25 protein-coding genes are annotated in these 21,494 nt (G+C 64.9%); all 25 read right to left on the bottom strand.

Annotated elements, in window-relative coordinates; genetic code table 11:
• Positions 1–57 precede the first annotated feature (57 nt).
• The 25 genes from CK498_RS23945 to CK498_RS24060 all read right to left on the bottom strand — a co-directional run bounded on the left by CK498_RS23945 (position 58) and on the right by CK498_RS24060 (position 21,421).
• Entirely contained in the window at positions 58–2,985 is a 2,928-nt protein-coding gene (locus CK498_RS23945; RefSeq protein WP_095623363.1) for a conjugative transfer ATPase, read from the bottom strand.
• Positions 2,985–3,452 (bottom strand): TIGR03751 family conjugal transfer lipoprotein, encoded by a 468-nt coding sequence (locus tag CK498_RS23950; RefSeq protein WP_456064532.1) that lies wholly within the window; start codon positions 3,450–3,452, stop codon positions 2,985–2,987. Before CK498_RS23950 ends, CK498_RS23945 begins: the two co-directional genes overlap by 1 nt.
• On the bottom strand, positions 3,415–4,857 hold the full coding sequence (locus CK498_RS23955; protein ID WP_095623364.1) for a TIGR03752 family integrating conjugative element protein: 1,443 nt from the start codon (positions 4,855–4,857) through the stop codon (positions 3,415–3,417). The genes CK498_RS23950 and CK498_RS23955 overlap by 38 nt, the downstream gene beginning before the upstream one ends.
• Positions 4,854–5,726, bottom strand: coding sequence for a TIGR03749 family integrating conjugative element protein (locus CK498_RS23960; RefSeq protein ID WP_095623365.1), 873 nt, complete (start codon positions 5,724–5,726; stop codon positions 4,854–4,856). The genes CK498_RS23955 and CK498_RS23960 overlap by 4 nt, the downstream gene beginning before the upstream one ends.
• Positions 5,723–6,370, bottom strand: a complete 648-nt coding sequence (locus tag CK498_RS23965) for a PFL_4703 family integrating conjugative element protein (RefSeq protein ID WP_095623366.1) — start codon at positions 6,368–6,370, stop codon at positions 5,723–5,725. The genes CK498_RS23960 and CK498_RS23965 overlap by 4 nt, the downstream gene beginning before the upstream one ends.
• Entirely contained in the window at positions 6,367–6,750 is a 384-nt protein-coding gene (locus tag CK498_RS23970) for a TIGR03750 family conjugal transfer protein (RefSeq protein WP_095623367.1), read from the bottom strand. The genes CK498_RS23965 and CK498_RS23970 overlap by 4 nt, the downstream gene beginning before the upstream one ends.
• Entirely contained in the window at positions 6,750–7,112 is a 363-nt protein-coding gene (locus CK498_RS23975; protein ID WP_095623368.1) for a TIGR03745 family integrating conjugative element membrane protein, read from the bottom strand. The genes CK498_RS23970 and CK498_RS23975 overlap by 1 nt, the downstream gene beginning before the upstream one ends.
• Positions 7,113–7,171: 59 nt before the next feature.
• On the bottom strand, positions 7,172–7,387 hold the full coding sequence (locus CK498_RS23980; protein WP_095623369.1) for a TIGR03758 family integrating conjugative element protein: 216 nt from the start codon (positions 7,385–7,387) through the stop codon (positions 7,172–7,174).
• Positions 7,387–7,749: an integrative conjugative element protein, RAQPRD family gene (locus CK498_RS23985; protein ID WP_095623370.1), complete on the bottom strand. Its 363-nt coding sequence runs from the start codon at positions 7,747–7,749 to the stop codon at positions 7,387–7,389. The genes CK498_RS23980 and CK498_RS23985 overlap by 1 nt, the downstream gene beginning before the upstream one ends.
• Before the next feature lie 194 nt (positions 7,750–7,943).
• Positions 7,944–8,636: a TIGR03747 family integrating conjugative element membrane protein gene (locus tag CK498_RS23990; RefSeq protein WP_095623371.1), complete on the bottom strand. Its 693-nt coding sequence runs from the start codon at positions 8,634–8,636 to the stop codon at positions 7,944–7,946.
• Position 8,637: 1 nt separating this feature from the next.
• The gene (locus CK498_RS23995; protein ID WP_141247006.1) at positions 8,638–8,928 is read right to left on the bottom strand and encodes a hypothetical protein; all 291 of its coding nucleotides are present in this window, start codon (positions 8,926–8,928) and stop codon (positions 8,638–8,640) included.
• Positions 8,897–11,188, bottom strand: coding sequence for a type IV conjugative transfer system coupling protein TraD (traD, locus tag CK498_RS24000; protein WP_095623373.1), 2,292 nt, complete (start codon positions 11,186–11,188; stop codon positions 8,897–8,899). The genes CK498_RS23995 and traD overlap by 32 nt, the downstream gene beginning before the upstream one ends.
• Before the next feature lie 9 nt (positions 11,189–11,197).
• A complete protein-coding gene (locus CK498_RS24005; RefSeq protein WP_095623374.1) occupies positions 11,198–11,767 on the bottom strand; it encodes an integrating conjugative element protein in 570 nt (189 codons plus the stop codon).
• Positions 11,760–11,930, bottom strand: coding sequence for a hypothetical protein (locus CK498_RS26275; RefSeq protein ID WP_176475895.1), 171 nt, complete (start codon positions 11,928–11,930; stop codon positions 11,760–11,762). Before CK498_RS26275 ends, CK498_RS24005 begins: the two co-directional genes overlap by 8 nt.
• Before the next feature lie 14 nt (positions 11,931–11,944).
• Positions 11,945–12,544: a transglycosylase SLT domain-containing protein gene (locus CK498_RS24010; protein ID WP_217987851.1), complete on the bottom strand. Its 600-nt coding sequence runs from the start codon at positions 12,542–12,544 to the stop codon at positions 11,945–11,947.
• On the bottom strand, positions 12,541–13,284 hold the full coding sequence (locus CK498_RS24015; RefSeq protein WP_176475896.1) for a TIGR03759 family integrating conjugative element protein: 744 nt from the start codon (positions 13,282–13,284) through the stop codon (positions 12,541–12,543). Before CK498_RS24015 ends, CK498_RS24010 begins: the two co-directional genes overlap by 4 nt.
• Positions 13,285–13,303: 19 nt before the next feature.
• The gene (locus CK498_RS26280) at positions 13,304–14,074 is read right to left on the bottom strand and encodes a type II toxin-antitoxin system HicA family toxin (RefSeq protein ID WP_176475897.1); all 771 of its coding nucleotides are present in this window, start codon (positions 14,072–14,074) and stop codon (positions 13,304–13,306) included.
• A complete protein-coding gene (pilL2, locus tag CK498_RS24020) occupies positions 14,067–14,711 on the bottom strand; it encodes a PFGI-1 class ICE element type IV pilus protein PilL2 (RefSeq protein ID WP_095623376.1) in 645 nt (214 codons plus the stop codon). The genes CK498_RS26280 and pilL2 overlap by 8 nt, the downstream gene beginning before the upstream one ends.
• 208 nt (positions 14,712–14,919) lie before the next feature.
• On the bottom strand, positions 14,920–15,453 hold the full coding sequence (locus CK498_RS24025; RefSeq protein WP_095623377.1) for an STY4534 family ICE replication protein: 534 nt from the start codon (positions 15,451–15,453) through the stop codon (positions 14,920–14,922).
• A 101-nt stretch (positions 15,454–15,554) separates the two neighbouring features.
• Complete coding sequence (locus tag CK498_RS24030) at positions 15,555–15,830, bottom strand: hypothetical protein (protein WP_095623378.1); 276 nt, start codon at positions 15,828–15,830, stop codon at positions 15,555–15,557.
• An 815-nt stretch (positions 15,831–16,645) separates the two neighbouring features.
• Positions 16,646–18,541 carry a DNA topoisomerase III gene (locus CK498_RS24035; protein WP_095623379.1) on the bottom strand — a complete coding sequence of 632 codons (1,896 nt, stop codon included), beginning with the start codon at positions 18,539–18,541 and terminating at the stop codon, positions 16,646–16,648.
• A gap of 348 nt (positions 18,542–18,889) precedes the next feature.
• Positions 18,890–19,477, bottom strand: a complete 588-nt coding sequence (locus CK498_RS24045) for a hypothetical protein (RefSeq protein ID WP_095623381.1) — start codon at positions 19,475–19,477, stop codon at positions 18,890–18,892.
• 37 nt (positions 19,478–19,514) lie between these two features.
• The gene (locus CK498_RS24050) at positions 19,515–19,949 is read right to left on the bottom strand and encodes a single-stranded DNA-binding protein (RefSeq protein ID WP_095623382.1); all 435 of its coding nucleotides are present in this window, start codon (positions 19,947–19,949) and stop codon (positions 19,515–19,517) included.
• Positions 19,950–19,967: 18 nt separating this feature from the next.
• A complete protein-coding gene (locus CK498_RS24055) occupies positions 19,968–20,423 on the bottom strand; it encodes a DUF3158 family protein (protein WP_095623383.1) in 456 nt (151 codons plus the stop codon).
• A 269-nt stretch (positions 20,424–20,692) separates the two neighbouring features.
• Positions 20,693–21,421: a PFL_4669 family integrating conjugative element protein gene (locus CK498_RS24060; RefSeq protein ID WP_095623384.1), complete on the bottom strand. Its 729-nt coding sequence runs from the start codon at positions 21,419–21,421 to the stop codon at positions 20,693–20,695.
• Between the last annotated feature and the right edge of the window lie 73 nt (positions 21,422–21,494).

The raw sequence follows: 21,494 nt of genomic DNA on the forward strand, positions 1-21,494 counted from the left end.
CTATAGCGCCTGAAATGGAAGATTAGGCCAACTCCATCGACTTTTCTAAACCCGTGTCTACGTCGTGGGTCCGATCCCCCGGGCCTCATCCAGCCGCTGGGCGATATGCAACACAGCCTCGAGTTCCGAGCAGCCCTGCTCGCGCATCACCCGCATCCGCTCGGCCTTCTCCTCGCCTTCCGTGCCGGCCAGGGCCAGGTAAAGGCTGGGGGGCACTACCCGGAACAGCGCTTCCAGACGCCCGGACAGCACCACCCCCTCGGTATATTTCTTGGAGACCTTGGTGGCGGAGGCCATCAGCTTGCGCTGGGTGGCGGTGAGTTCCTTGAAGCGGCTGACCTGCTCGATCTCGTCCGGCGGCATGTAGAGACACAGCCAGAACTCGATCATGTTGAGTAGCTTGCGGGCTGCGTCCGGGAAGTCCTCGAGGTTCTGGGTAGCCATCCAAATCCAGTGGGAGAGCTTGCGGCCCATCTTGCCCACCTTGACCAGATAGGGGCTGAGCAGCGGGTTGACGGTGAGCAGGTGGCACTCGTCAATGACCTGGACGATGGGCCGCCCGCTGTACTGGTCGCGCTCGGCCAGGTTGGTGATCATGTTGGTCAAGCTGATCACCGCCAGGGCGAGCTGGGCCTCGTAACCCTCTCGGGCGAAATGGGCCAAGTCGATGATGGTCACGTCGCACTCGGGCCAGGAGGTGCCGGGGCGGTTGAAGACCTCGCCGTCGAAGCCGTCGCAGAACAGCCCCATGGCCTCGCCCATGTCATAGGCGCGGCGCTGCCGCTCCTCGGGGATCTCCGTATCGCGTGAGATCGCATAGAGCGCCTCGCGCACGTCCTGAGTCATGCAGTCGCGGCCCTCTTCCCGACAGCGCTCCGCTGCACGGTAGATAGCGTCGCGCACCATACGCCGGTCGGCGCGGCGAAACTCCCGCTCCTCCTTGGGGTCGCCGCCGGTGATCATCAGCCGGGCGGTGATCTCCATCTCGCCTAGCAGGTCGCGTTCCTCGTCGGGCTGCTCCTCGTCCTCCTCCAGGGGTGCCTCCTCGAAGGGGTTGGCGTCCTCGGCGTCTCGGGCCAGGCGGCGCTCCTCCACCTCGTTCTCCAGTAGCCGCGTGGCCGCTGCGAACGGCGGCAGTCTGGCCCCACAGCCCGGCGACAGCTTGACCTGGTTAACGCTCATCCCCTTGCGCTCGAAATACTGGCCCAGCAGCCCGAAGCTGTTGCCCACCTCGATAATGAACAGCCGCGGGCGGTGCATGGCCATGACCTGGCTCAGCACGCCGTTGAGAGTGGCCGACTTGCCGGCCCCGGTGGGGCCGAACACCAGCATGTGGGCGTTGGCCGAGCGATCCTCTAGGTTCAGCGGGTCGAAGCTGAAGGTCTCGCCGCCACGGTTGAAAAAGGTCATCCCCGGCCGGCCGGTACCGCGGCCGCGCCCGAACACCGGCGCCAGATTGGCCAAGTGGTGGACGTAGTTGAACTGGGTGTACCAGCGGTTCTTGCGATCCTGCTCCGGGTCGAAGTTCATCGGCAGCCAGCGCAGGTAGGTGTTCAGGCCGGCGACTTCATCTTCAGGATCCACCGGCGAGAGGTTGACCTGCAGCAGCTGAGTGGCCAGCGCCATGCTGCGCTGCTGGAGGTCCTGCTCGTTCTCACCCATCAGGAAGAAAGCCAGGGTGCTCTGGTAGAGCTTGTGGTTCTGGCCCAGGTAGCGGCGGGCGGTCTCGCAGTCCTCGCGGACCTGTCGGGCTAGCACGCTGTCGCCCACCGCCTTGCTGTGCAGGCGGTTGATATGGTCCTCCAGGGGCTCCTGGGGCGTCGCCACGATGGTCAGCACCGCCTCGGTGCCTTCAGGCAGCTTGTCCATCAAGGCATTGCTTGCCTGCCCGTCGGAGCGGCGCACCTCGCCGGTGAGATGCCCCACCACCGGCGCTCGGCGCATCTCCTCCACCACCACGCAGCACTGAGGCAGCCCATCGAACCACCACAGCCCCGTCTCGACGTCGCCGCGGGGCGAGTTGAAGAGCATTCCCTCGGCCAAGTCATAGTTCCAGGCCACGTCATCGGCGTCCTCGGGGTAGTCGCACAGGGAGTAGAAGCGCGCCGGCTCATCGGGGGCCAGCCGCGGCCGCGGGTTGAACCGCGGCAGCAGCCAGCGGTGAAAGGCGCGCCCGTCGTAGCGCTCCAGACGCAGGCCCGCGCCGTGCAACGCGGCGGCCAACCTATCGTACACCTGGTTGACCGTCTGCTCGGGAGAGAGTCCTCGCTGACGTTCCCCGGCCTTGCGCTTCTTGCCGAGCCAGCGGTAGAGCACCAGGCGCGTGCGACGGGTCTGGCCCCGCCAGCGGGTCTGGGTCACGCCGTCATCCTGGAACAGCCCACCGGGTTTGGAGATCGCCTTGAGGTGAGCGCCCATGCTCGCCAACCAGTCCTGGGTGAACTCGGTCTCCCGGGCCCGCGGCCGCACATAGTCCCGCATGCGCTCCAGGTCGGGGCGGGCGTCGACCTCGTCCTTGACGAAGAGCTGCACCACCCAGGGGTGCTGCTCATACTCCGGCAGGCTGTCCTGAATGGCGGCCTCAATCTGGTCGCGAATCGCCTCCAGAGACTCCGGGGCGCGGCCCTCGGTGGCGATGGGGAAGACCTCGGCCACTACCCCCACCGAGACGCCGTCTTCCAGCAGAAAGCAGCCCGACTCGGGCAGGTACTCCACCCAGGGCAGGTAGTTGCTGAACGAGGGTGCCCGGCGGAAGTGCGCGCGCAACTCGGCCACGGAGGGCGCCTTGCCCCGGGGCAGAGCCAAAGGTCGCCCCTGGATATCATGTCTCAGGGCAGCGAGGGCATCTGGCTCGATCGACTGGGCTTCAGGGTCTCGCGCATAAGGCGGCGCCGATAGCAGCTCATCCAGCCCCTGTCCTTGGTCGTCATCATCGGCATTGGCACTACCGAAGAGTCGATTCATCAGCGCATCGAACTGAGACATCAGAGAGCCCTCCCATCGACCCAGTCCGCAGTGGCTCGCGCACTCTCACCGGGCATGGCGTACTGAACGCGTTGATAGAGGGGAAACACCGTCGAGTAGCCGGGTACCGGCACTTGCTCCGTACCTGCCAGGTGGGGAAAGACGTACATCACCAGGTCCGGGTTGGGCAGGCGACGGAACTGGCTGTAGATCTCGTTGCCCACATCGCGACTGTAGCGCAGGTGCTCCGTTACCATGTCGTCACTCTTCAGCGGCCGGCGCAGCTCGCTGCGTACATCCAGCAGGCGGCGCTCACCGGTGCTGTGGCCGGCCTGGTGCTGCCAGATCTCCATCATGGTGGTATCACCCACCGGCATCAGCTCTTCCTGAGAGGTCGCACACCCGGTCATCGTCAGGCTCGTGAACAAGACAGCCATCGACATGGTGGCGCTACGGCAGATCGAGATTGGCCGCACTCGAGCGGTCATATCGCACCCTCCTTCCTTGGGTTTCATAGTCGATAGGCAGCTCACGCTCGATATGGATGGCGACCGGCTGACCCGGGGGAACATAGACAGCATCGAAGGTCTGGCCGAAGCGCTCCTGCACCCACTGGCGCACGTCGGACACGCCGCCAGCCAGGGCCTGGCTGGCGGCATAGCGACCCGAGTCACCAGTCAGGCCGCTGACCACGCCACCGCTGTCCACACTGGTGGTGACTTCGTTCATCGCCATGGCATCGGCACCGGCCTCGGCGGCGCCCAGGATGAAGCTGGTGAGCAGGAACTGCTGAGCATTGGTCTTGCGATCCCCGGGGATGCAGGGCAGGCCCCGCGGGTCGGAGAGCCAGCCGAGGATGGTGCGGTTCGAGCCGTCACCGGAATTCACGTCCTCCGGGGCCGGCAGGGTGCGCACGGTTCCATCCTCGAAGACGAAGGTCATCGAGTTGACCTGGCCACGCACGCAGGAGAGCGTCCAATCACCGGTGGCGGTGCCGCTGACAATGGCACTCTCCACCTCAGGCAAGGTGACACCGTTGGCGGTAAGGTTCTCGCGGCCGATCACTACCTTGAACGGATAGGGGTCGTTGACGGTGCCATCGATCGGCACCCGGCCCAGCAGCGCCGTCATGGCCACCGAGCCCATCAGGGTGGAATTCTCCGGCAGCGTATAGGCGGGCTCCACGCTGGATTCATCGGGACGTCCGGTCACCCGGCTTTCTGCCGCGCTGGAAGCATGCTGGGCCGCTTCGCCCAGTTCCTCGGCGGCCTCACGGAAGCCGGTCGGGAAGGTAGTCTCGCCACGCCCACGCTCATCCTCCTGGGCGTCCAGGGGCTCGACCCAGGTCAGCGCATGCTCCGAGCCAGGGCCCGAGTAGGATGTCCCATCAGGGCCACCACCTCCCTCAAGACCCAGGCCGATGGGCAGGTCATCATCACGTTGCCCATCCACCTGGCGGCGCAGCTGATCCAGCTGACGCTGCAAGGTGCCCAGCATGGAGCTGTCCGGCTTGGACCGCGCGATCTCCTGACGTAGCCGTTCGCGCTCACGGCGCAGTGCTTCATCGATGGCACCGTCCACATCCTGGTGGCGGCTCATCAGCTGCTCGTTCTGGTCGCGCAGCGCCTGTGTTTCCGCCTGAGCTTGCTCCAAGTCGCGACGCATGGCCTGCACGTGGCCGACCAAGGTGGCCACGGTATCCCGCGGGGTATCCCCCTCGATGCCCAGCGCCTGCAGCTCGTCATCGGTCAGGCTTAGCGTCGGGTCAGTCTCGGCGATTTCTGCCTCAGAGTCGGCTTCGCCTCCGCTCAGGCTGCGCACCAGGATCAGCAACACGATCACCAACAGCCCAGGCACCAGAATCTTCAGCAGGGTATTGCTACGCAGTGTCATGAGGTGCCCTCCTCGACCTTATCCTTCTCCTCCAGCGGGATCAGGGCCCTGTCCAGGCCGCCGCGCTGAGTGACCAGAAAGACCGTGGTGGTGTCCTCCATGGAGCCTCGCGGCGCCAGATAGGGGTGCATGAAGGTCGCGGAATAGAACTCCCCCTGCAGCCAGCGCGGATCCATCTCGAAGGCGCGCTGCCGATCGTTGTTCTCGAGCTTCACCGCGGTGACCGTCCAGCCATCGAGCCGCCAGGCGCTCAGGGGCGTGGCGGTCACCGGCAGCGACGGCAGCAGAGTGCTCAGCGACTCGGGCAGCCGCATGGGCACGCGAGAGACGCCGCGCAGGGGCTCGATGGTGCGCTGCGGCGCATAGAGGGACTGGGCGGCATGCCGGGTCAGTAGCACCGGTACAGGCGTGGTGGACGCGCGCTGTGCAGCAGTGCCTGACGCTTGAGCCGACGATGGCGGGGTCGATACTGTCTTCGCCCCGCCGCTGCCCGAGGAAGAGCTAGCCGGGGATGACTCTCGGCTATCCACCACCAGGATCTCCTCGCTACTAACGCCCTCCCCGGCCGACAGGTCCAGCAGCAGCACATCCCCGCTCTCCACGTCTTGCACGCGAACACGCTGGGTCTCGAAGGTCTCGAAGGCCTTCAGGTAGAGTACGCCCCCGGCGCTCTGTACGCGCAGTACCTCGGGATTGGCCAATGCCGGTGGCAGGCCCACGCGAACGTTGCGGTCCAGGGTGACAATCCGCTCCTCATCCACCGGCAGCGGTATCTCCAGCGGTCGACGTTCCCAGTGCATGACCTCCACCGCCAGCGCCTCACCGGCGAACACGGCGGTGACCAACCAGGCCAGCATCACACGCTTCATGAGGAGCCTCCTTGCTTCTCTGCATCTGGTACCGACAGCCGCTGTGGAATGCCATCGAAGCAGTCCACCTGCAGGCCCCAGGGGTTGCGCTGAGGGTCTACGTCGGCCCTCACCACCCGCAGCGGGTAGCGAATGAACAGATCGCGAACCGGCGTGCCGGCGTACTGTTCGTCGATGGCCATATCCAGGGTAACCACCCAAGCATCACGACTAAGGATCTCCACGGAATCGGCGCGATAACCTCGCCCGGGAATTTCGTAGATGCCGCGTACCCGGCCGGAAAGCTCCTGGCGGCGATCGCGGTCCTCGTAGTCCTTGGCCAAGTAGCGCTGACAGGAGGGGGTAAGAAAGGGTGAATAGGCCCTCAGGTTGCGGCGGTAATCGGCTTGACCATCCGCGGGCCAGCGATTGATCTGCTGCCAGACGTAAAACCCGAAGGCATAGACGCTCGACGGGTCGACCTCCCACCAGGCGCGGGTGCTGCCTGAGCGCAGGTCGGGCGGGTTGTGGATGGTCAAGTTCTCGGGAGCCGACTTCCAGCCCCACCACAGACCAGCGCATAACAAGGCCAACACCAAGATGACCAGGCGCAGGGTGGTGATATGGGCATCCCGTGCGCTAAGGGCGTGACGAAAGCGGCTCATGGGCGTCCTCCCGGTTGGTAGCGCATCCGCCGCCGTGAGAAGGGACCGGAACGGGTGATCAAGGCGTCGGCTCCCCTGAGACGGATGCCCTGCCGAGCGAGACGAAACTGTAGGCTGCGGTAGAGCCAGGAGGCGGGACGGCCGCGACGTAGCCGCCGCATCACGGCGCCACCGACGTAGAGCGCCATGCCGGCACAGGCAAACGCCACGGTCGGCACCATGGCGATGGCTCCCAGCAGCCAGGCGCCGATCGCGCCCGGAAGCAATCCCGCGGCTACTCCGCCCAGAGCCATCATCCCAACCTCGTGCCCGGTCATGCCCCGAAACACCACCGGTGCGGCATTCAGGCGAGTCGGCAGAAAGTCGAGACGGTTAACCATCAGAGGATCTCCGCGGCCTTGGTCGCCAGCCAGATAATGGCTATGATCAGCACTACCCCCACGACGACCACTACGCCGAACTTCGACCACTCGCCGCGAACCCGTGCCTCGTTGAAGGTGGCAATGGCGGCAATCGCGACGATCAGGAACGCCACCGTGGCCAGTATCAGGCCGCCCAGGGCGCCGAAGTCATAGAGATAATTCTGTAGCGTGGTGAGAAGGCCATCGCCCTCCCCCCGTGACGGCGCCTCCATGGTGGGCAGTCCCTGCGCCATGGCCTGAGCCGGCACAAGTCCTGCCGCGGCCATCATGGCGAGGCCTCGGGTACGAACACGGGAGCAGAGTGAACGCACGGTAGTCATAACGAGCTCCTTCTTGAGTAACGAATTGTTGAATGACGCAGAGTGCGAGGCCGGCGACCTCAGAGGAAAACCCAGAACATCACCACGACCAGGAAGACGGCGCGCAGCGCGGCAAAGCCGAAGTCATCGCCGCTGACGCGCCCCTTGGCGTAGCCTCGATAGGAGGAGATGGCGCTCCAACACGCCCAGAGCAGCACCACGGTGCAGCCCACCCCGGCAATAAGGACTCCCAGGGGTGGCGCCTCGAAGCCGGCACCGGCGGCAAAGGCCTCCATTAGCGCAACTCCCGCAGGTAGTCCCCGGCGAGGGGCACCGGCTGGCGGGGCGGCAACCGAGGCGGTTCGAGTACGTCATCGATGCCCTTGTCCACGGCTTGGATATCCCGGCGCAGGCGCGGCACATCCAGGAAGACACGAGTGGTCTCAGGGTCGAACTCCCCAACGCGGCTCTCGAGCCGATCCACAATGCGCTGGATCTGGGCCAGCTGACCCTGGATCAGGGCCAGGTCCTGGCGGGCGATCTCATCGCGCACGACGTCGCGGTCGTTGGCATAGGCGGAATGGGTAGCGCCGAACTGAGCGGTCAGCAGCGTCAGAAGCAGGGGCGACAGGGCCCGTGGCAAGCGGCGAAACGTCATGACAAGACAGTCCATCCGTTGGCTGGCATTGTCCTCATCCTGTCGCCCGCCAGGGTGCAGCGCAGCAGGAAACCATAAGCGCCGCACACGACGTTTATCTTCGCCTGCTCAATACCCTAGACACGCAAGCACCGGAGCCCGCACCGGCTCCGGACGATAGCGGCGAGGCCGCGGAAGGCCTGCGATGTGGAGTTTCAGAGGTACTTCTTGAAGCTTCCCGTGGCGATGCTGACCAGCAAGCCAAATAGGGCCGCGCAGGGCAGCAGGAAGGCGTTGGGATGAATGGCGAAGGGCACGCTCAGGTAGAACAGCCAGCCCACCACGAAGACCGGCGTGATGGCCCGCTTGGCATGGTGGTAGATAAACGCGGACTCGCGTCCCGCGCCGAATCGGCGCAGGTCGCGGCGCACCAGGCCGTCGACGAAGCCGACCAGGGCCGCCAGGGCGAAGAGCGGCGAGGTGAGCAGCAGGATGACCACGCGGGTCAGGGTCATCAGCGTGACGTAGAGGGCCGCCTGCAGGTAGGTATGCAAGGTACCCAGCCATCCACCCTGAGTGGCGTTACTCTCCAGCCATCCCGAGATGCCGCTTCTGATGAACAGCCAATCGTAGGCGTTGGTAACGGCACCCGTGGCCAGTGCCACTGGGTCCGAGACCAGCAGCGAGCGCGTGAAGTGGGTATCCAGTCGGGCCACTTCGGTTTCCAGGGTCTCCAGCGCATGCTGGGCCCCGGGCTGGCTCCACCACTGCCAGTGGATTCCCGCCCACTCGACCAGCACCGACATCAGCAGCGACACGACCAGCACCGCCATAATCTGAAATGGAAGCCCGAACAGCGTGGAGAACCAACCGCGTCGGGTTTCCTGGGCACGTTCCGCCGTGGCCATCTCAGTGCACCCTGACTGGCGTCAGCGAGCAGAGCAGCGACCAGCGGCGATCGTGGTAGTGCAGGATCAACCGCCCCTCATGAGGGTGCTCGCCCTGCTCCCATACCGGCGAAAGCCCCTTGCGATAGGCGTGCTGGGTCAGCTCGACGCGGTCGATCCCGATGACCACGTAGTCGAGTAGCCCGAACAGGGCCTGAGGCAGCTCACTCAGGGAGCCGCTCTCCAGGGCAACACTGGAGACGATGGCGGTTGCCGCGTTATCAGGCATCATGGGAGTTGTCTCGATGTTCATCACGGTTCTCCATCTCTTGGGCCAGCGGCCACTCGTTGAGCAGCTGCTCAGCCTTCTCCACCTGCCGGCGCGCCTTGGCCTCGTCTTTGTCCTGCGCCTCCGCTCGAGCTTCTGCCCGCGCAGGCGGCGGCTCCTGGGCATCGCGGGCCCGCATCGGGAGTTCAGCCCCTAGCTCGCCCAGATCCAGGTTCACCGGCGGCGGCATGACCGCGGTCCACCACTGCTCGCCGGTGGTGTAGTCGCGCTTCATGCGCTCGGCGAGCTCGGCGATGCTGCCGGGGATGTCCTCGTGCCTATCGGGCAGCGGCAAGGGCATGCGCACCTTCCAGAGCTGGCCGCCCTCGAGCAGAGCGAAGGCCTGCCCTTTGGGCAGCGAGACCACGTCCGCCGGCTCGATCATCGGCACCTGCACGGTGCTGATGCGGTCGCCGCCGGAGCTGGTGAAGTCGATGTCGTTGGCAATGTCGCTGGAGTCGGAGGCCATGCTGACCAGCATGCGGGTGGCCACGTTGACCTGGCGCAGCTGTCGGGTCAGCAGCTCGGCGGTCTTCTCCTCGCGTACCCGCAGCATCACCAGGTTGTTGAAGTTGCCGACCACCTGACCGGCCTTGGCGGCATTGCCGATGCGCGCCTCGATGTCGGAGAGGGTCTGGGTATAGGCAGTGACCTGAATGCCGGCGCCGCCCCCCTTGTTGATGAGCGGGATGAACTCGTCGCCCATCAGCTCGTTGAACTCGTCGCAGTGCAGGTTGATCGGCACCTTGCCCATGCGCTTGCCGTTCACCGCCGGCAGACCGTCATCGATGCCGTGCTTGTAGATATGGCCGGCCACCGAGACCAGGTCGGCGAACATCGAATTACCCACCGCCTGGGCTACCTCGAAATCAGACATGGCATCCAGGCCTACGTAGACGATGCCCCGTTTGCGGATGATCTGCTGCCAGTCGATGATCGGCCGGGGGTCTTCGATATCGTCGTAGTCCGGCGAGAGCAACTCGGCGATACGCCCGGTGGTCAGCTTCTCCAGCAGCGGCAGAAGGCTCGCCACGATCTTGTCGAAGTAGGTTTTGTCGTAGCGCACGGCGCTGCGCAGCCCCTCGAGCACGGCGTCCACCACCTTGACCTGCTGCAGATACTGCTCGATGGCCACCACCCGCTTGTCGCGCCCCTGAAACTGGCGGGGGATGTTCTTGTCGTTGAGCTTGCCCTCGATGGAGGTGATGCGCTCCCAGGCGTGCTGGTCATGGCGCGTCAGGGTCTGCTGGGCGTACTCGATCATCAGGCCATCGATGTTCACCACATCCGAGAGGATCTGATCGTAGGTGGGGCGCTGCCCCAGGGCATGACGGGCCCGTGCCACGATATTGACGAAGCGCCAGGCGAACTCGCGGAAGGCGGCGCTGTTGCCCTCGCCGGAGAGCTGGCCGGCAAGCCGGGTGGCCACTTCCGAGATGCGCCCGAAGCGGCCCACGGCGTTGTAGCGCGCCGAGATATCCGGCCAGCCCAGATGAAAGACGTAGAAGGCGTCGCCGCGGCCCGCCCGCTGTGCCTCGGCATACATGCGGATCATCAGGTCTGCATCGCCCTTGGGGTCGAAGGCAATCACCACGTCACCGCGATGGATGTCCTGGGTGATCAGGATCTCGGCGAGCCGGGTCTTGCCAACCCGGGTGGTGCCCTCCACCAGGGTGTGACCCACCCGCTCCCCGAGGGGCAAGTAGACATCGCGCTCCTTCCACTCCACGGCATGCAGTGCTGCCATGCCGCCCACCGGCGGCAGCGGGCGCACCGGATTCCAGGGCACATCCGACCCGAACAGCTTCACCAGCGGCCGACCGGCAGCATGGCGCTCCAGCCGGTTTTCCATCTCACGGGCCAGGCGGTAGGCCGGCCCCGGGCGCAGATAGCGCTGCACGTGGGGCTGCTGGCTCTCATGCAGCCGCTGGGTGTGGCGCGCCTCCCACTTGAAGCCCTTGCCCATCCACAGCAGCCGCTGGCTAACCGGAATCTGCCGGCTGCGCAGCGCAAAGCGCGGCAGGCGCTTCATGTTGCGACGGTAGCGCAGCACCACCCAGGCCTGCCGAGCCCGCCACAGCCCGAAGGCAGCAAAGCCTGCGGCCATGCCGTAGCCCACGCTGGGCGACAGGGCCAGCGACCAGGGCGCCATGATGCAGAGTACCGCACAGGCCAGGCAGACCAGGGCAGTGTTGAGCTCTACCGCCGGGCGCAGCAGCGCCTCCAGGGGGTGTGTCTGGTTCATTGCGCGCTCCTACTGCTCCAGCCCCTGAGACGTCACCAGCACCGGGTAGTGGGCCAGGCCCAGCCGACCGGCCAGGTCGTCCCCCGGCGTGGGGCGCAGCTCAAGCCCCGGCGCCGCCTCGCGCAGGCGCTCAAGCCCCTCGGGCGTGGCCACCTCGACGATCAGCCCCACCGCGTTGAGCTCGCGCAGGGTCTCCCCGCGGGCCTCCAACCAGCGCAGCGACAGCGCATCGTCACCGACCAGGAAGAAGGGCGTCATGCGGCTCGGCAGCTCCAGTGGACGAAAGCGCACCTCGCCGGGCGATAGTCGCTCGCTGGTCACCGGCAGCATATCCGCCTCGCTGAACGGCACCGGCGCACGCGTATCCGGGGTATAGCCCTCCTCCTCCGGCACGTCGGCCATGCCGATGGCCACGAAGTAGGGGCGGGCCGGCTCGCCGCCATGATCGGCGAGCACCTCCAGGGCAGGCCACTCGGCCGGGGACATGCTCGGCATCTTCTCCGCCTGGGCGCCGGCGGCAAGCAACGCGAAGAGCCCACTGACCAAGGCGGGTAAAGCTCGGCAGCGACCGTCACGCATCAGGCACCTCCCCCGACGTATCTTCACCGTACTCCCCCAGGTACTCCTCCCAGGAGCCATGGGCCTCTTCATGGCAGTAGTCGATTGGCGGCTCGATCTCGTGGGGCTCGCGCCAGGCCGGTGCCCCGCAGTAAGGACAACGATAGGGGGCAGAGTGAATCATCGGTGGAACCTCCCTTAGTTAGCCGCCAGCTGCCGCTGGCGAGACGTTCTAAGCCGCTCGAGCTCGGTGGCAACGATGCGGCGGTAGCGGGCTGCCGGCTCTCCCCCGGCGGGACGGTGATAGCGCCCGGCCGCCTGCACCCAGTCGCCAGTGGCATCGAAGTGGCCGCGCAGCAGGCGGGCCGCCTCCTCCAGGTTGGCGTAGGGATTCAAGGCGTCACAGGGATGGGAAAAGCGCTTGCCGGCGCCGAACAGCTGCGGCTGCCAGCGCACGTTAAGCTGGGTGATCCCCACGTCTACGAGGCGGGTCTCCTCGAGAGCCAGCAGCAAGGCGTCGCAGGCGGCCTCGCGGGTCGCGAACTGGAAGCCCTCCCCCGCCACGTTCAGGGTCCAGGGCCAGGGCCGGCGCCCCACCTTCAAGCTGACTACCGATTCCGCCGTGGCCACTGCATAGAGCACTTCTGGCGGGACCTGATGCAGGCTTGCGGCGTCGAAGTACGCCGGCGGTACTACGGTGGCATTCGCCAGCGATGACAACACCGCCAGGCTGCAGCCGACGGCACAGCCCATCACCATGCGCCGATACGCTTTCAGCCCCCATATCGTCGCCCTCATCTCGGGTAGACCTGAGGCAGCGACCCCACAGCAATGCCACGCTCGGGGTCCGACTGTCCGTGATTCAGGGTAATGTCGCGTGCGCGCACGCGGTCGGCCGGCACACCCACACGTCGCGCCCAATCACGTATCACCGAATCGTCGCCGTCGCTGTCGAGCACGAAGATGTCCATCTGCGTGCCCTGGGCCAACAGCTCGCGGACGGTGCTGTCACAACGCTCGCAGTCATTCACTGCCACATGCACCGTCAAGCGCGCCTGAAGTGCACCTTCATCGGTGAAGTGAAAGGCATTGCGTGGCCTAAGCGTGAACTCATCCACCGGCATCTCGTTGGGGTAGAGGCGCTGCCAAGCCGCGTCATAGGCCCGCTGGAACGCCAGCTCGCGCTCGGTGCGGGCGCGTTCCACCTGTACCAGCAGCTCCGCATAGCGGCGGCGCTCCTCGGCGCTGCGTGCCTCGACGCCGAGTGCGGTGATGGGATCCAAGTTGGGCGACCAGATCCCCCGGGGACCTTCCATCAACGCCTCGTAGCGCTCCCAGTCGCGCTCAGTCAGACCCCAGATCTCGGCCTGCTCCGTGCGCGTGCGAGTGCGCTCGCTCTCGAGCATCCGCTGCGCCTCCTGAATCACGCCGGAGGCATCGGGGCGGCTCTCCGGGATGGACTGGGCATAGGCCTGGCTCCCCAGCAGCGTCATAGCCATGGTCGCCAAAGGCAGGGCAGCGCGTTGCATGAATGTCATCGCAGGATCTCCGGTGGCATCAGGGAATCTGTACGTCGACCGAGTGGCCGTTGTGGCGGAAGACCGCATGGGAGCCGCGAATCGCCGACAGCTCCCAGCCATCCTGGCGATCGCCCACGCCCAGCAGCCGGATGTCGCGCAGGCTCGACAGTCCATTGGGTGACACGCCCACATAGGGGTGGCCACCGCGGGACTCGACGCCGGTGACCTGGAACGGAGGAGACGGCGGGGCCGCTGACCGCGACGCCTGGCTTGCAGGTGCAGGGCGTGGCGCGGCCTGCTGACGCTGGCCCTGCTCGAGGCGCTCGCTCAGCGTCTGGATCTGCTCGTTCTGGGCGGTGATGCGCAGGTTGAGCTCGCTATCCAGGCGGCTCAGCTCCTCGGCCAGACTAGCGAGGCGGGGCTCGAGCTGCTCCAGCTGAGCTTGCCTGGCAGTGATGGCAGAAGCAGTTTCCTGAACTTGCTGTTCGGCCTGTTCGAGGCGCTGATCCAGACGCGTCAGGTGCTGTTCCAGAGCGACCTGATGTTCCTCCACCCGTGCCAGCACCTCCTCCAGAGGCACCACCGCCTGCTGCACCTTGTACTGCACCAAGGATTCCACCGGAACCTCGTCGGGAGCCGGTCTCACCAGCAGGGCCCCTGACACCACAGCGCCGACCAGGCTGACCGCCAGCAGGCCATAGAGGGCCTTCCTGCTGACCTTCCCTGCCCCTCGCTTACCGCGGTGCTTCGCAGAGGAGGCAGGACCAATCGGCTTGTGGTCGGGCGATAGCTCAGTGGGCTCACTCATCGCTCACCTCCGCCACCGTCACGATGCTCTCGTCACGGCTGTCGTCGTCATGGCCAGGCACATAGCGGATATCCCGCACCTGATAGCAGACCTCTCTTGCCACCGGGTCGACCTCCAGCTCCCAGGCATCGCCGCCCAGCACCTGCAGGGCCTCGCGCAGCGGCATGGGGCCCAGCCGGTAGTGGGCCGCCGGCAGCGGCTTGCGATAGAGGGTGCGCTGAGCGGGACCGGGTGCCGGACATAGCGAGTAGCCGGTATAGCGTAGGGTGTGATGCAGCGCGTCCTCCACGGTGGTGGTCATGGAAGCGGGAATACGCACGTCAATGGTCTGCTCCATGAGGTGGCGCTGGCCCAGCGAGGCTTGAGTCGCCACCAGCTGGTAGCGCCCGGTGCGAATCACCTCGACGGAAGGCAGTTCGTCACTATAGATGTCCGGCGTCACGGCCTCGGTCGTCGGCGGGTTGGGGCCGGTGACCACGGCCCGATGCCGCTCGCCATCGACGTCGAAGTGCGGCAGCGAGAGCACCAGAGAATCGGCACTCGAGGGTTCGGGAGCCTGTGGCGTCTGATGGGCACAGCCCGCCAGCAGCGTGGTGGTGATCAGCGCAGCGATCGAGAGGGTGGGAATGTTGAGCATGCGTTGCCTCAAGGGAGTCCATTCAATGGCGTTGAGGCAGGAGGTTCTCGGGTTTGCGGGGGCGGGTCGATTGAAAAGCGTAATCAGGCGGGGAAAGGAAAAACGCCCCGGAGCGGGGCGTTCTTCGCGGGTTGGCGATCGTCAATGCAGGGGCATGACGCGGCGGGGTCATTCCCAGCCAGGGTGAGGTTGATAGAAGTGCTATGGATCAGTGCATGGCCGGCGAATCGAAGGAGCCGGCCGCTTCTCCCGAGTGGGCAGCGGAATAGCCGTTGCCTGCTTCAGGCTGCTCCGCTGAGCCAGCGGAGCTGTCGTTACCGGCTCCCTGCTCATCGCGGCGAGGTGCCTGGTAAACCATCTCGCCGTTCACCTTGATCCAGCTGATGAACAGCAGGCGAGCCTTGAGACTAACGCCGGTCTGGCCGGCCTTGTCGCCCTTCGCGTAGACGAAGGTGTCCGTCCAGAGGTCGCCCAGCTTGAAGCCCACCAGCACCTTGCGGCCCTGGTACACCGCCTGACGGCAGCGTTTGACGAGCACTTCGGCATCGCGGCCGCTGATTCGGCAGTCGAAGCGAGTGTAGCCCACATCGTCTGCGGGGCCATTCAGGGCCGCGATATCGCATGCCCAGAACGCTTCCCCGCGCTTCGGCTTCACTTGCCGGATTCGGTTGAGGTAGCCAAGGCCGGTGATATGCAGGTCGAAGAAGCCAGTGGTGGCACTCTGGTGAGTAGTGGTCTTCATGTGTGTCTCCTCGGTGGATACAAATGAGCCCCAGGGAAACACTTCGCCCCCTCAGGGAAGTCGAATGGCTTCCCCGGTGGGCGATAGATTCAGGCGTTGGCTCAGGTCATCAGCACGCAGTGGTGCCGAGAGCCGGCCAGAGTAGTTTTGCAGCAGTCGCAGGACGCCGTTGAGAACTCTTCGTCTCGCTCGCTATCGCCGAAGACTATGTAACTCTCGTCGCGCTGCGCTGCCGCAATGGAGAGACGCACCTCCCGCTCGCGGGCGGCTGCACTCTCTTCATCCAGGAAGTGATCCAGCCCGGTGGCATCGTCATTAGCGATGATCATCAGGCAGTCGGTACAGACCATGAAGTGGTCGTCAACAATCGTGGCCATGGGGCATTCCTCCAGTTTCCAGGGGGTCCGCCCCCCTGGGGAGGCATCTCCCCGAATGGGTGGTAATCGCAGTGGCATCCAACCCTGATGGGCGGCCTCGTCTCGGGATGCGCGAAGCCTTGGGAGGCGGCGTACCGCCATGCGGCGCACCCTTGAAACGCCTGGGTGCCTGGGTATCTCGGTTGGAGCCGGTCGAGACCACCGGGCCGCCAGCGGCGGCACTTGCCCACTGGGAGGCTGCCCGTCAGCTCGGCAGCATCTCCTCGATATCCTCACTCGCAAGACGCGGCACGCCACGTCTTGGGATTGAAGACCATAGAGGGCATCAACAGGGTCGTCGCCGTATCGACAAGTATCAGGATGTCCGCCATGCAACTGGAGCCAAGGCATGTCCCTCGTTGCCATGCTTCGCTCACGGTGGCACCCGAATCTCTTCGCGGACGCATTCGGTCGATCAAGCACAGATCCCTGTACAAAGGGCTCCCGTTGGTGATGCGGCGGGCTCCGCAGAAGGGCAGGCGTTTCCAGCATGGAAACGTCAACCGGCCTGCCCACTACCCTGGATCAAGGTAGCCGGCAGGCCGGTCGTCGTATGAGATAGGTGGCCAACCAACCAAGCTGGCCTGGGACTAATGAACCTCGAACCCCGACTGTTGATGATGCAGTGTGAGCCGTATAGGCGGGATGGGGCGTACTCGTCTCGCGAGGTGCGAATACTTTGGGGGATTGAGCGTTGGCGCTCAAAGGGCGTTGCGTGATGACCGTCAGCAACCAACGGGGTACAGCTCTCATTATTGAGCCTACCCCTCTTAGGGTCAAGATGATGACGCCTTGCGCCGGCTATCGACGTCTTTTCCGGGCGTCTTTCTCTTCGGCTGAGGCATCGTCACCGTGGACGCTCGCGCATGCTGCACCAACTTCTCCACCATGCCGGCCTGACGGCCCATGAACTCCTGCAGCGCCAGGCGTCCTGCCGCGACGTCATCCAGCGCCTGCTCCCAGAGCGCCGTCATGCCGGGGTTGGTGATGGCAGAGGGCAGTGCATCAATGAGCTGCTGGCCGGTCGGGGTGGAGACCAGTGCGCGCTTCTGCCGCTTGATGAAGCCCCGCTTCAGCAACGTCTCGATGATGCCGGCCCGCGTTGCCTCGGTGCCGATCCCGGCGGTCTCCTTGAGGCGGGCCTTCAGGCGCTCGTCTGTCACGAACCGGGCGGCATGCTTCATGGCGGCGATCAGGGTGCCCTCGGTAAACGGCTTGGGCGGCGTCGTCTGCTTGGCCAACATCTCGAGGTGCTGCGCCTTGCAGGACTCTCCCTCGCTCAGGGCCGGCAGTGGGGGCGTCTCCCGGTCTTCCCCGCTGCCCTCGTCCGACGCCGCTCGAGGGAAGAGCAGGCGCCATCCCTCCACCTTCACCTGCCGTCCCGAGGCCAGGAATACCTCACCCTCCAGGTCCACCCGCACCTCGGTCTGATCATACTCGTGAGCCGGCAGGAACTGAGCCAGGTAGTGGCGACGAATCAGGTCATAGACGTTGCGCTCGGCGTCACTCAGCTTGGCCAAGTCACACGGCACCGCCGTTGGGATGATGCCGTGGTGCGCGGTGACCTTGCTGTCGTTCCAGACACGGCTCGTGCGGCTCGTGTCCAGGCGCTGGCGAAGCCGCGACAGCGTCTCATCCGAGTGCAGCAGCATCGTCACGATGCGCTCGGCATCCCCGAGCTGCGACTCCGGCAGATACCGGCAGTCGGTCCGGGGGTAGGTCGTGGCCTTGTGGGTTTCGTAGAGTGCCTGGGCGGTGTCCAGCACCTGCTGGGCACCGTAGCCAAAGCGGCGAGAGGCCTCCTGCTGAAGCGATGACAGGTCCATCAGCAGCGGGGGCGACTCTTTCTTGTGGGTCGTCTCGAGGTGGCTGATGTGTCCCTGCTGCCCGGCGACTCGCTGGACCAGTGACTGGGCCGCAACCTCGCTGACGCAGCGCCCGGCGGCATCCAGGATCGAGGCGTCGCGTGGCTGCCACTTCGCCTGGAAGGTACCGCCCGCCGTCTGGAACTGAGCCACGACTTCCCAGAAGGGTTGGGGCACGAAGTTCGTAATCTCCCGGTCGCGATCCACCACCAGCCGCAGCGCGGGCGTCTGCACGCGCCCCACCGAAAGCACGCTCTGGTGCCCCTGCCGCTGGGCCAGCACCGTATAGGCCCGGGTCAGGTTCATCCCGACCAGCCAGTCGGCCCGACTACGCCCCAGCCCGGCCAGATAGAGCGGATAGGTCGCCTCCCCAGACCTGATGCTGGCCAACGCCTTCCGGATCGAGGCATCGTCCAGGGCCGAAAGCCACAGGCGGGTCACCCTCCCCCGGTAGCCACAGTAATCCAGTAGCTCGCGGGCGATGGTCTCCCCTTCCCGGTCGGCGTCGGTGGCCACTACCACTTCGGTCGCCTGGCCCAGCAGCTTCTTCACGACACCGAACTGCTTGCGGCCACTCTTCTTGACCTCCATCTTCCAGGTCGAGGGGAGAATCGGCAGCGCCTCCAGGGACCAGCGCTTGAGCGCCGGGTCGTACTCCTCTGGCGGCGCCTGCTCGAGTAGGTGACCGAACCCCCAGGTCACCACGTTCCCGCCGCCGTGCAGGTAGCCCTCGCTACGCTGGCCAGCACCTATCACACGGGCAATATCACGGGCCTGCGAGGGCTTCTCGCACAGGAATACACGCATTGGCTCATCTCCCTCATGAACGTCGAGGGCAGCATGGCAAGTCCATAGAGGCGAGCGAAGCAAGAAAGGAAACGTCAGCGACGCGGCTTTGTACCACCAGGCATCAGGCTTTCGCCATCAGCTCAGCAGCGTCCATGACGTCACCCAGGAGAAACAGCATCTGGGTGCCAGACGAGCCGGCGCCCCTAACGATAGGCCGGGGTGGCGCATGGCCGCGAAGGTCGCGGCCATGCCGAAGGGCATGCTTGAGCTCGGTGACACGGACGCCGAGCAGCTGAGCCGCATGGCCAATGCCGATCCGCTCGTTTCTCAGCTCCCGTGATGTCACCAAGTGCCCTCCTCCCTGCGTTAACGAAGCGCCGTGCGGAAGCGCTGCTCGAGCACCTCGCCCATGGCATCTCCATCGTACCTGGCATTGGCAGTCGGCAGGTACTCCACGTTGATGCGAGAGCTGCTACCGTCGCGCTGAATCTGAGCCTTCAGCACGAGAGAGTGCTCGGTGCCGTTGACGGTCTGTCTGGCGTAGTCGCTCATCTGATAAAAGGCGCCGGGCGTGGCATCAAAGTGCCATGCATTATCCATCATCGCCCACTGGTCAGAGTTACTGTTCGGGTTGAAGTCCACCTCCGAGCGGAATCCGAACTCGGAGCGCACCCTCGCATAGGCCGTATCCACGTCCAACGGCGACGCCATGCTGAACCGCCCATGCCGATTGCCTGCAGCTGTTCCCTGGTCCCGGCCAGCTGCCACAGCGTCTTCTTCGATAGCAGGCTGCTGCTCGGGATCGTAATTGATAGGCTGCCCCGTCACCGGGTTATTGATGCAGGTCAGGCAGCGCCCTTGAGAGTAGAGGTGGTCCTGAGTGGTACAGCCCGCTGCCACAGTCACAATAGCGCCAAGCCCAACCCAACACAGGACTCTCTTCGCCCCCTTCATCGCTCTCCTCCTTGATTCATCCATGATCACGCAGCGGTTATTCCCCGTAGCCTTCCTGGCTCGCTCCCGGGCCGCTGGCATATTGCTCCGCCGGCTGCTGGTGGCTATGGGGGGTATCCATGATTACCTGAGCCACCCGATGAGGCAAGATGGCCACCCGGTCTGCCTGTACCTTGAAGGCCGTGCGCGTCTCGCCGTTCTGCTCCCAGCTGTCCTGAACCATCTTGCCCACCACCACGACCCGCATCCCTCGCTGATACAACCGCGACCACCGCTCTGCTTCCCGGTGCCACCACTCCACGTCTGCCCAGAAACCACCGCGATCCACCACTTCCCCATCCTTGGGGACCAGGTTATCGAACCGCACGTTGAGCCTGAGCAGCGTGCGGGGCGGCTGATTGTCACGCACGGGGAAGGTCCTGACCTCGGGGTCACTGCCGATATTTCCCTCACCGTAGAAGCGTGTGCCCATGGGTATCCTCCTTGGTCGTTATCGCTGAAAAGAGACCGCATGTTCGATATCCGCTAGCGCCTTACCAATTCGCTTGATCGACCAGTTGATCGTGGCCGCCTTGGCATTGAACACGCAGCGCTGGACTTCTAGGTCGATGACGGATTGCCGCATCGCCTCGGATATGTCAGCACGTGACAAGAACGTCTCCAGCAGCCAAAGCCCCATGCTTCTCTGCTTATTATCACGCCACTGAAGCGTTCTGGCCGGAATGCCTGATTTACCCCAAGGGGTCAGCCAGAGATCGGTCGATTTCAGCAGACCGCCATTCGCCTGAGACGCCATATCGATCGCCTCCTGACGAGCCACTCTTGCCGAATCTTCCAGCTCATCACGTAGACGAATCAGCTCTCCCTTACCCTTAAAGGGTTTTAAAAAACCCTTTGCGTAGCTGTTGAATGCGTCATTGCCATAGCTGTTCGATGCGGTATTCAAGCTGCCCCCTCACTCACTCTCAGTGATTCCACTGGAATCACCCAAGACCCGCCCTCCGGCTCCACCGGCGAAGTGATTCCACTGGAATCACCCCAAGACCTGCCCTCCGGCGCCGTCGCCCAGGTGATTCCAGTGGAATCACCCCAGAGACCTCCTCCGGCACCACCGCCTAGGTGATTCCAGTGGAATCACCCTGCCGACCCTCTGGCCACGCCCAAGACCTAAGTAAACTTGATGACAGTGGAATCACGCTCCCGGCACTCCGGCCACTACTCCTCCGCCGAGGGCGGTGGGTCACTTTCCACCGCGCCTGCGCCACTGGCCGCCTTGGCCTCCGCCGGCCTGGTAATCGGCGGCGCAAACTCGCTGCGGTGCTTCCCGGAGAGCACATCGTCGGGCAGCTCACCGAACTTCTCGATGGCATTTCGGGCCTTGGCGTTGTTGGCAGCGAAGTCGTCGCGGGTGGCACCGCTGAAGCCCGGGTACTTCTGGGTACTCGCACACAGGCTGCGCAGGAGGTGTCCGCCAACCCGGACGTACTCCTCCATCTGGCGCCGACCGATCAGGGCAATGTGGTGGGCAAGCATGACGCGCCTGACGAAGCGGTCGAAGTCGATCAGCAGGCGCAGGGCGAGCCATCCATGCTGGCCGCCGGTATAGACGGGGATCTTGAGCGGCTGCTGGTTGAGGTTTTCCTCGACATCCAGCTCTGGCGGCAGCTGTGCCATCAGGCTATCCAGCTCCTGGAGGCGCTGGTCCAGCTGAGCGCGAGTCTCGGCAAGCTTGGCATCCAGCTGCAGGAGCCAGTAGTCCGCATAGGGGTCATCCTTGGCTGCATTCTGCTTGATCGCACCGCAGATCAGCAGGAACTGCCGCATGCCGATTATCTGTGGGCGCCCCGTCTCGACCCCACGGCCCTTCCAGATCCGTGCGGCGTGGTGGGTATGGAGCGTCAGCTCGATCTTGCTGCGCAGTGCTCCCAGGCGATCAACGGCCATGTCGCGTCGTCCTCATGCTGATGTGTGTCCGCGGTATGGCAGGCACTGTCAATCAGTTGGTAAGTGGGAGACA

Source organism: Halomonas salipaludis, assembly GCF_002286975.1.
In the GTDB taxonomy this organism is placed as follows: Bacteria; Pseudomonadota; Gammaproteobacteria; order Pseudomonadales; family Halomonadaceae; genus Franzmannia; species Franzmannia salipaludis.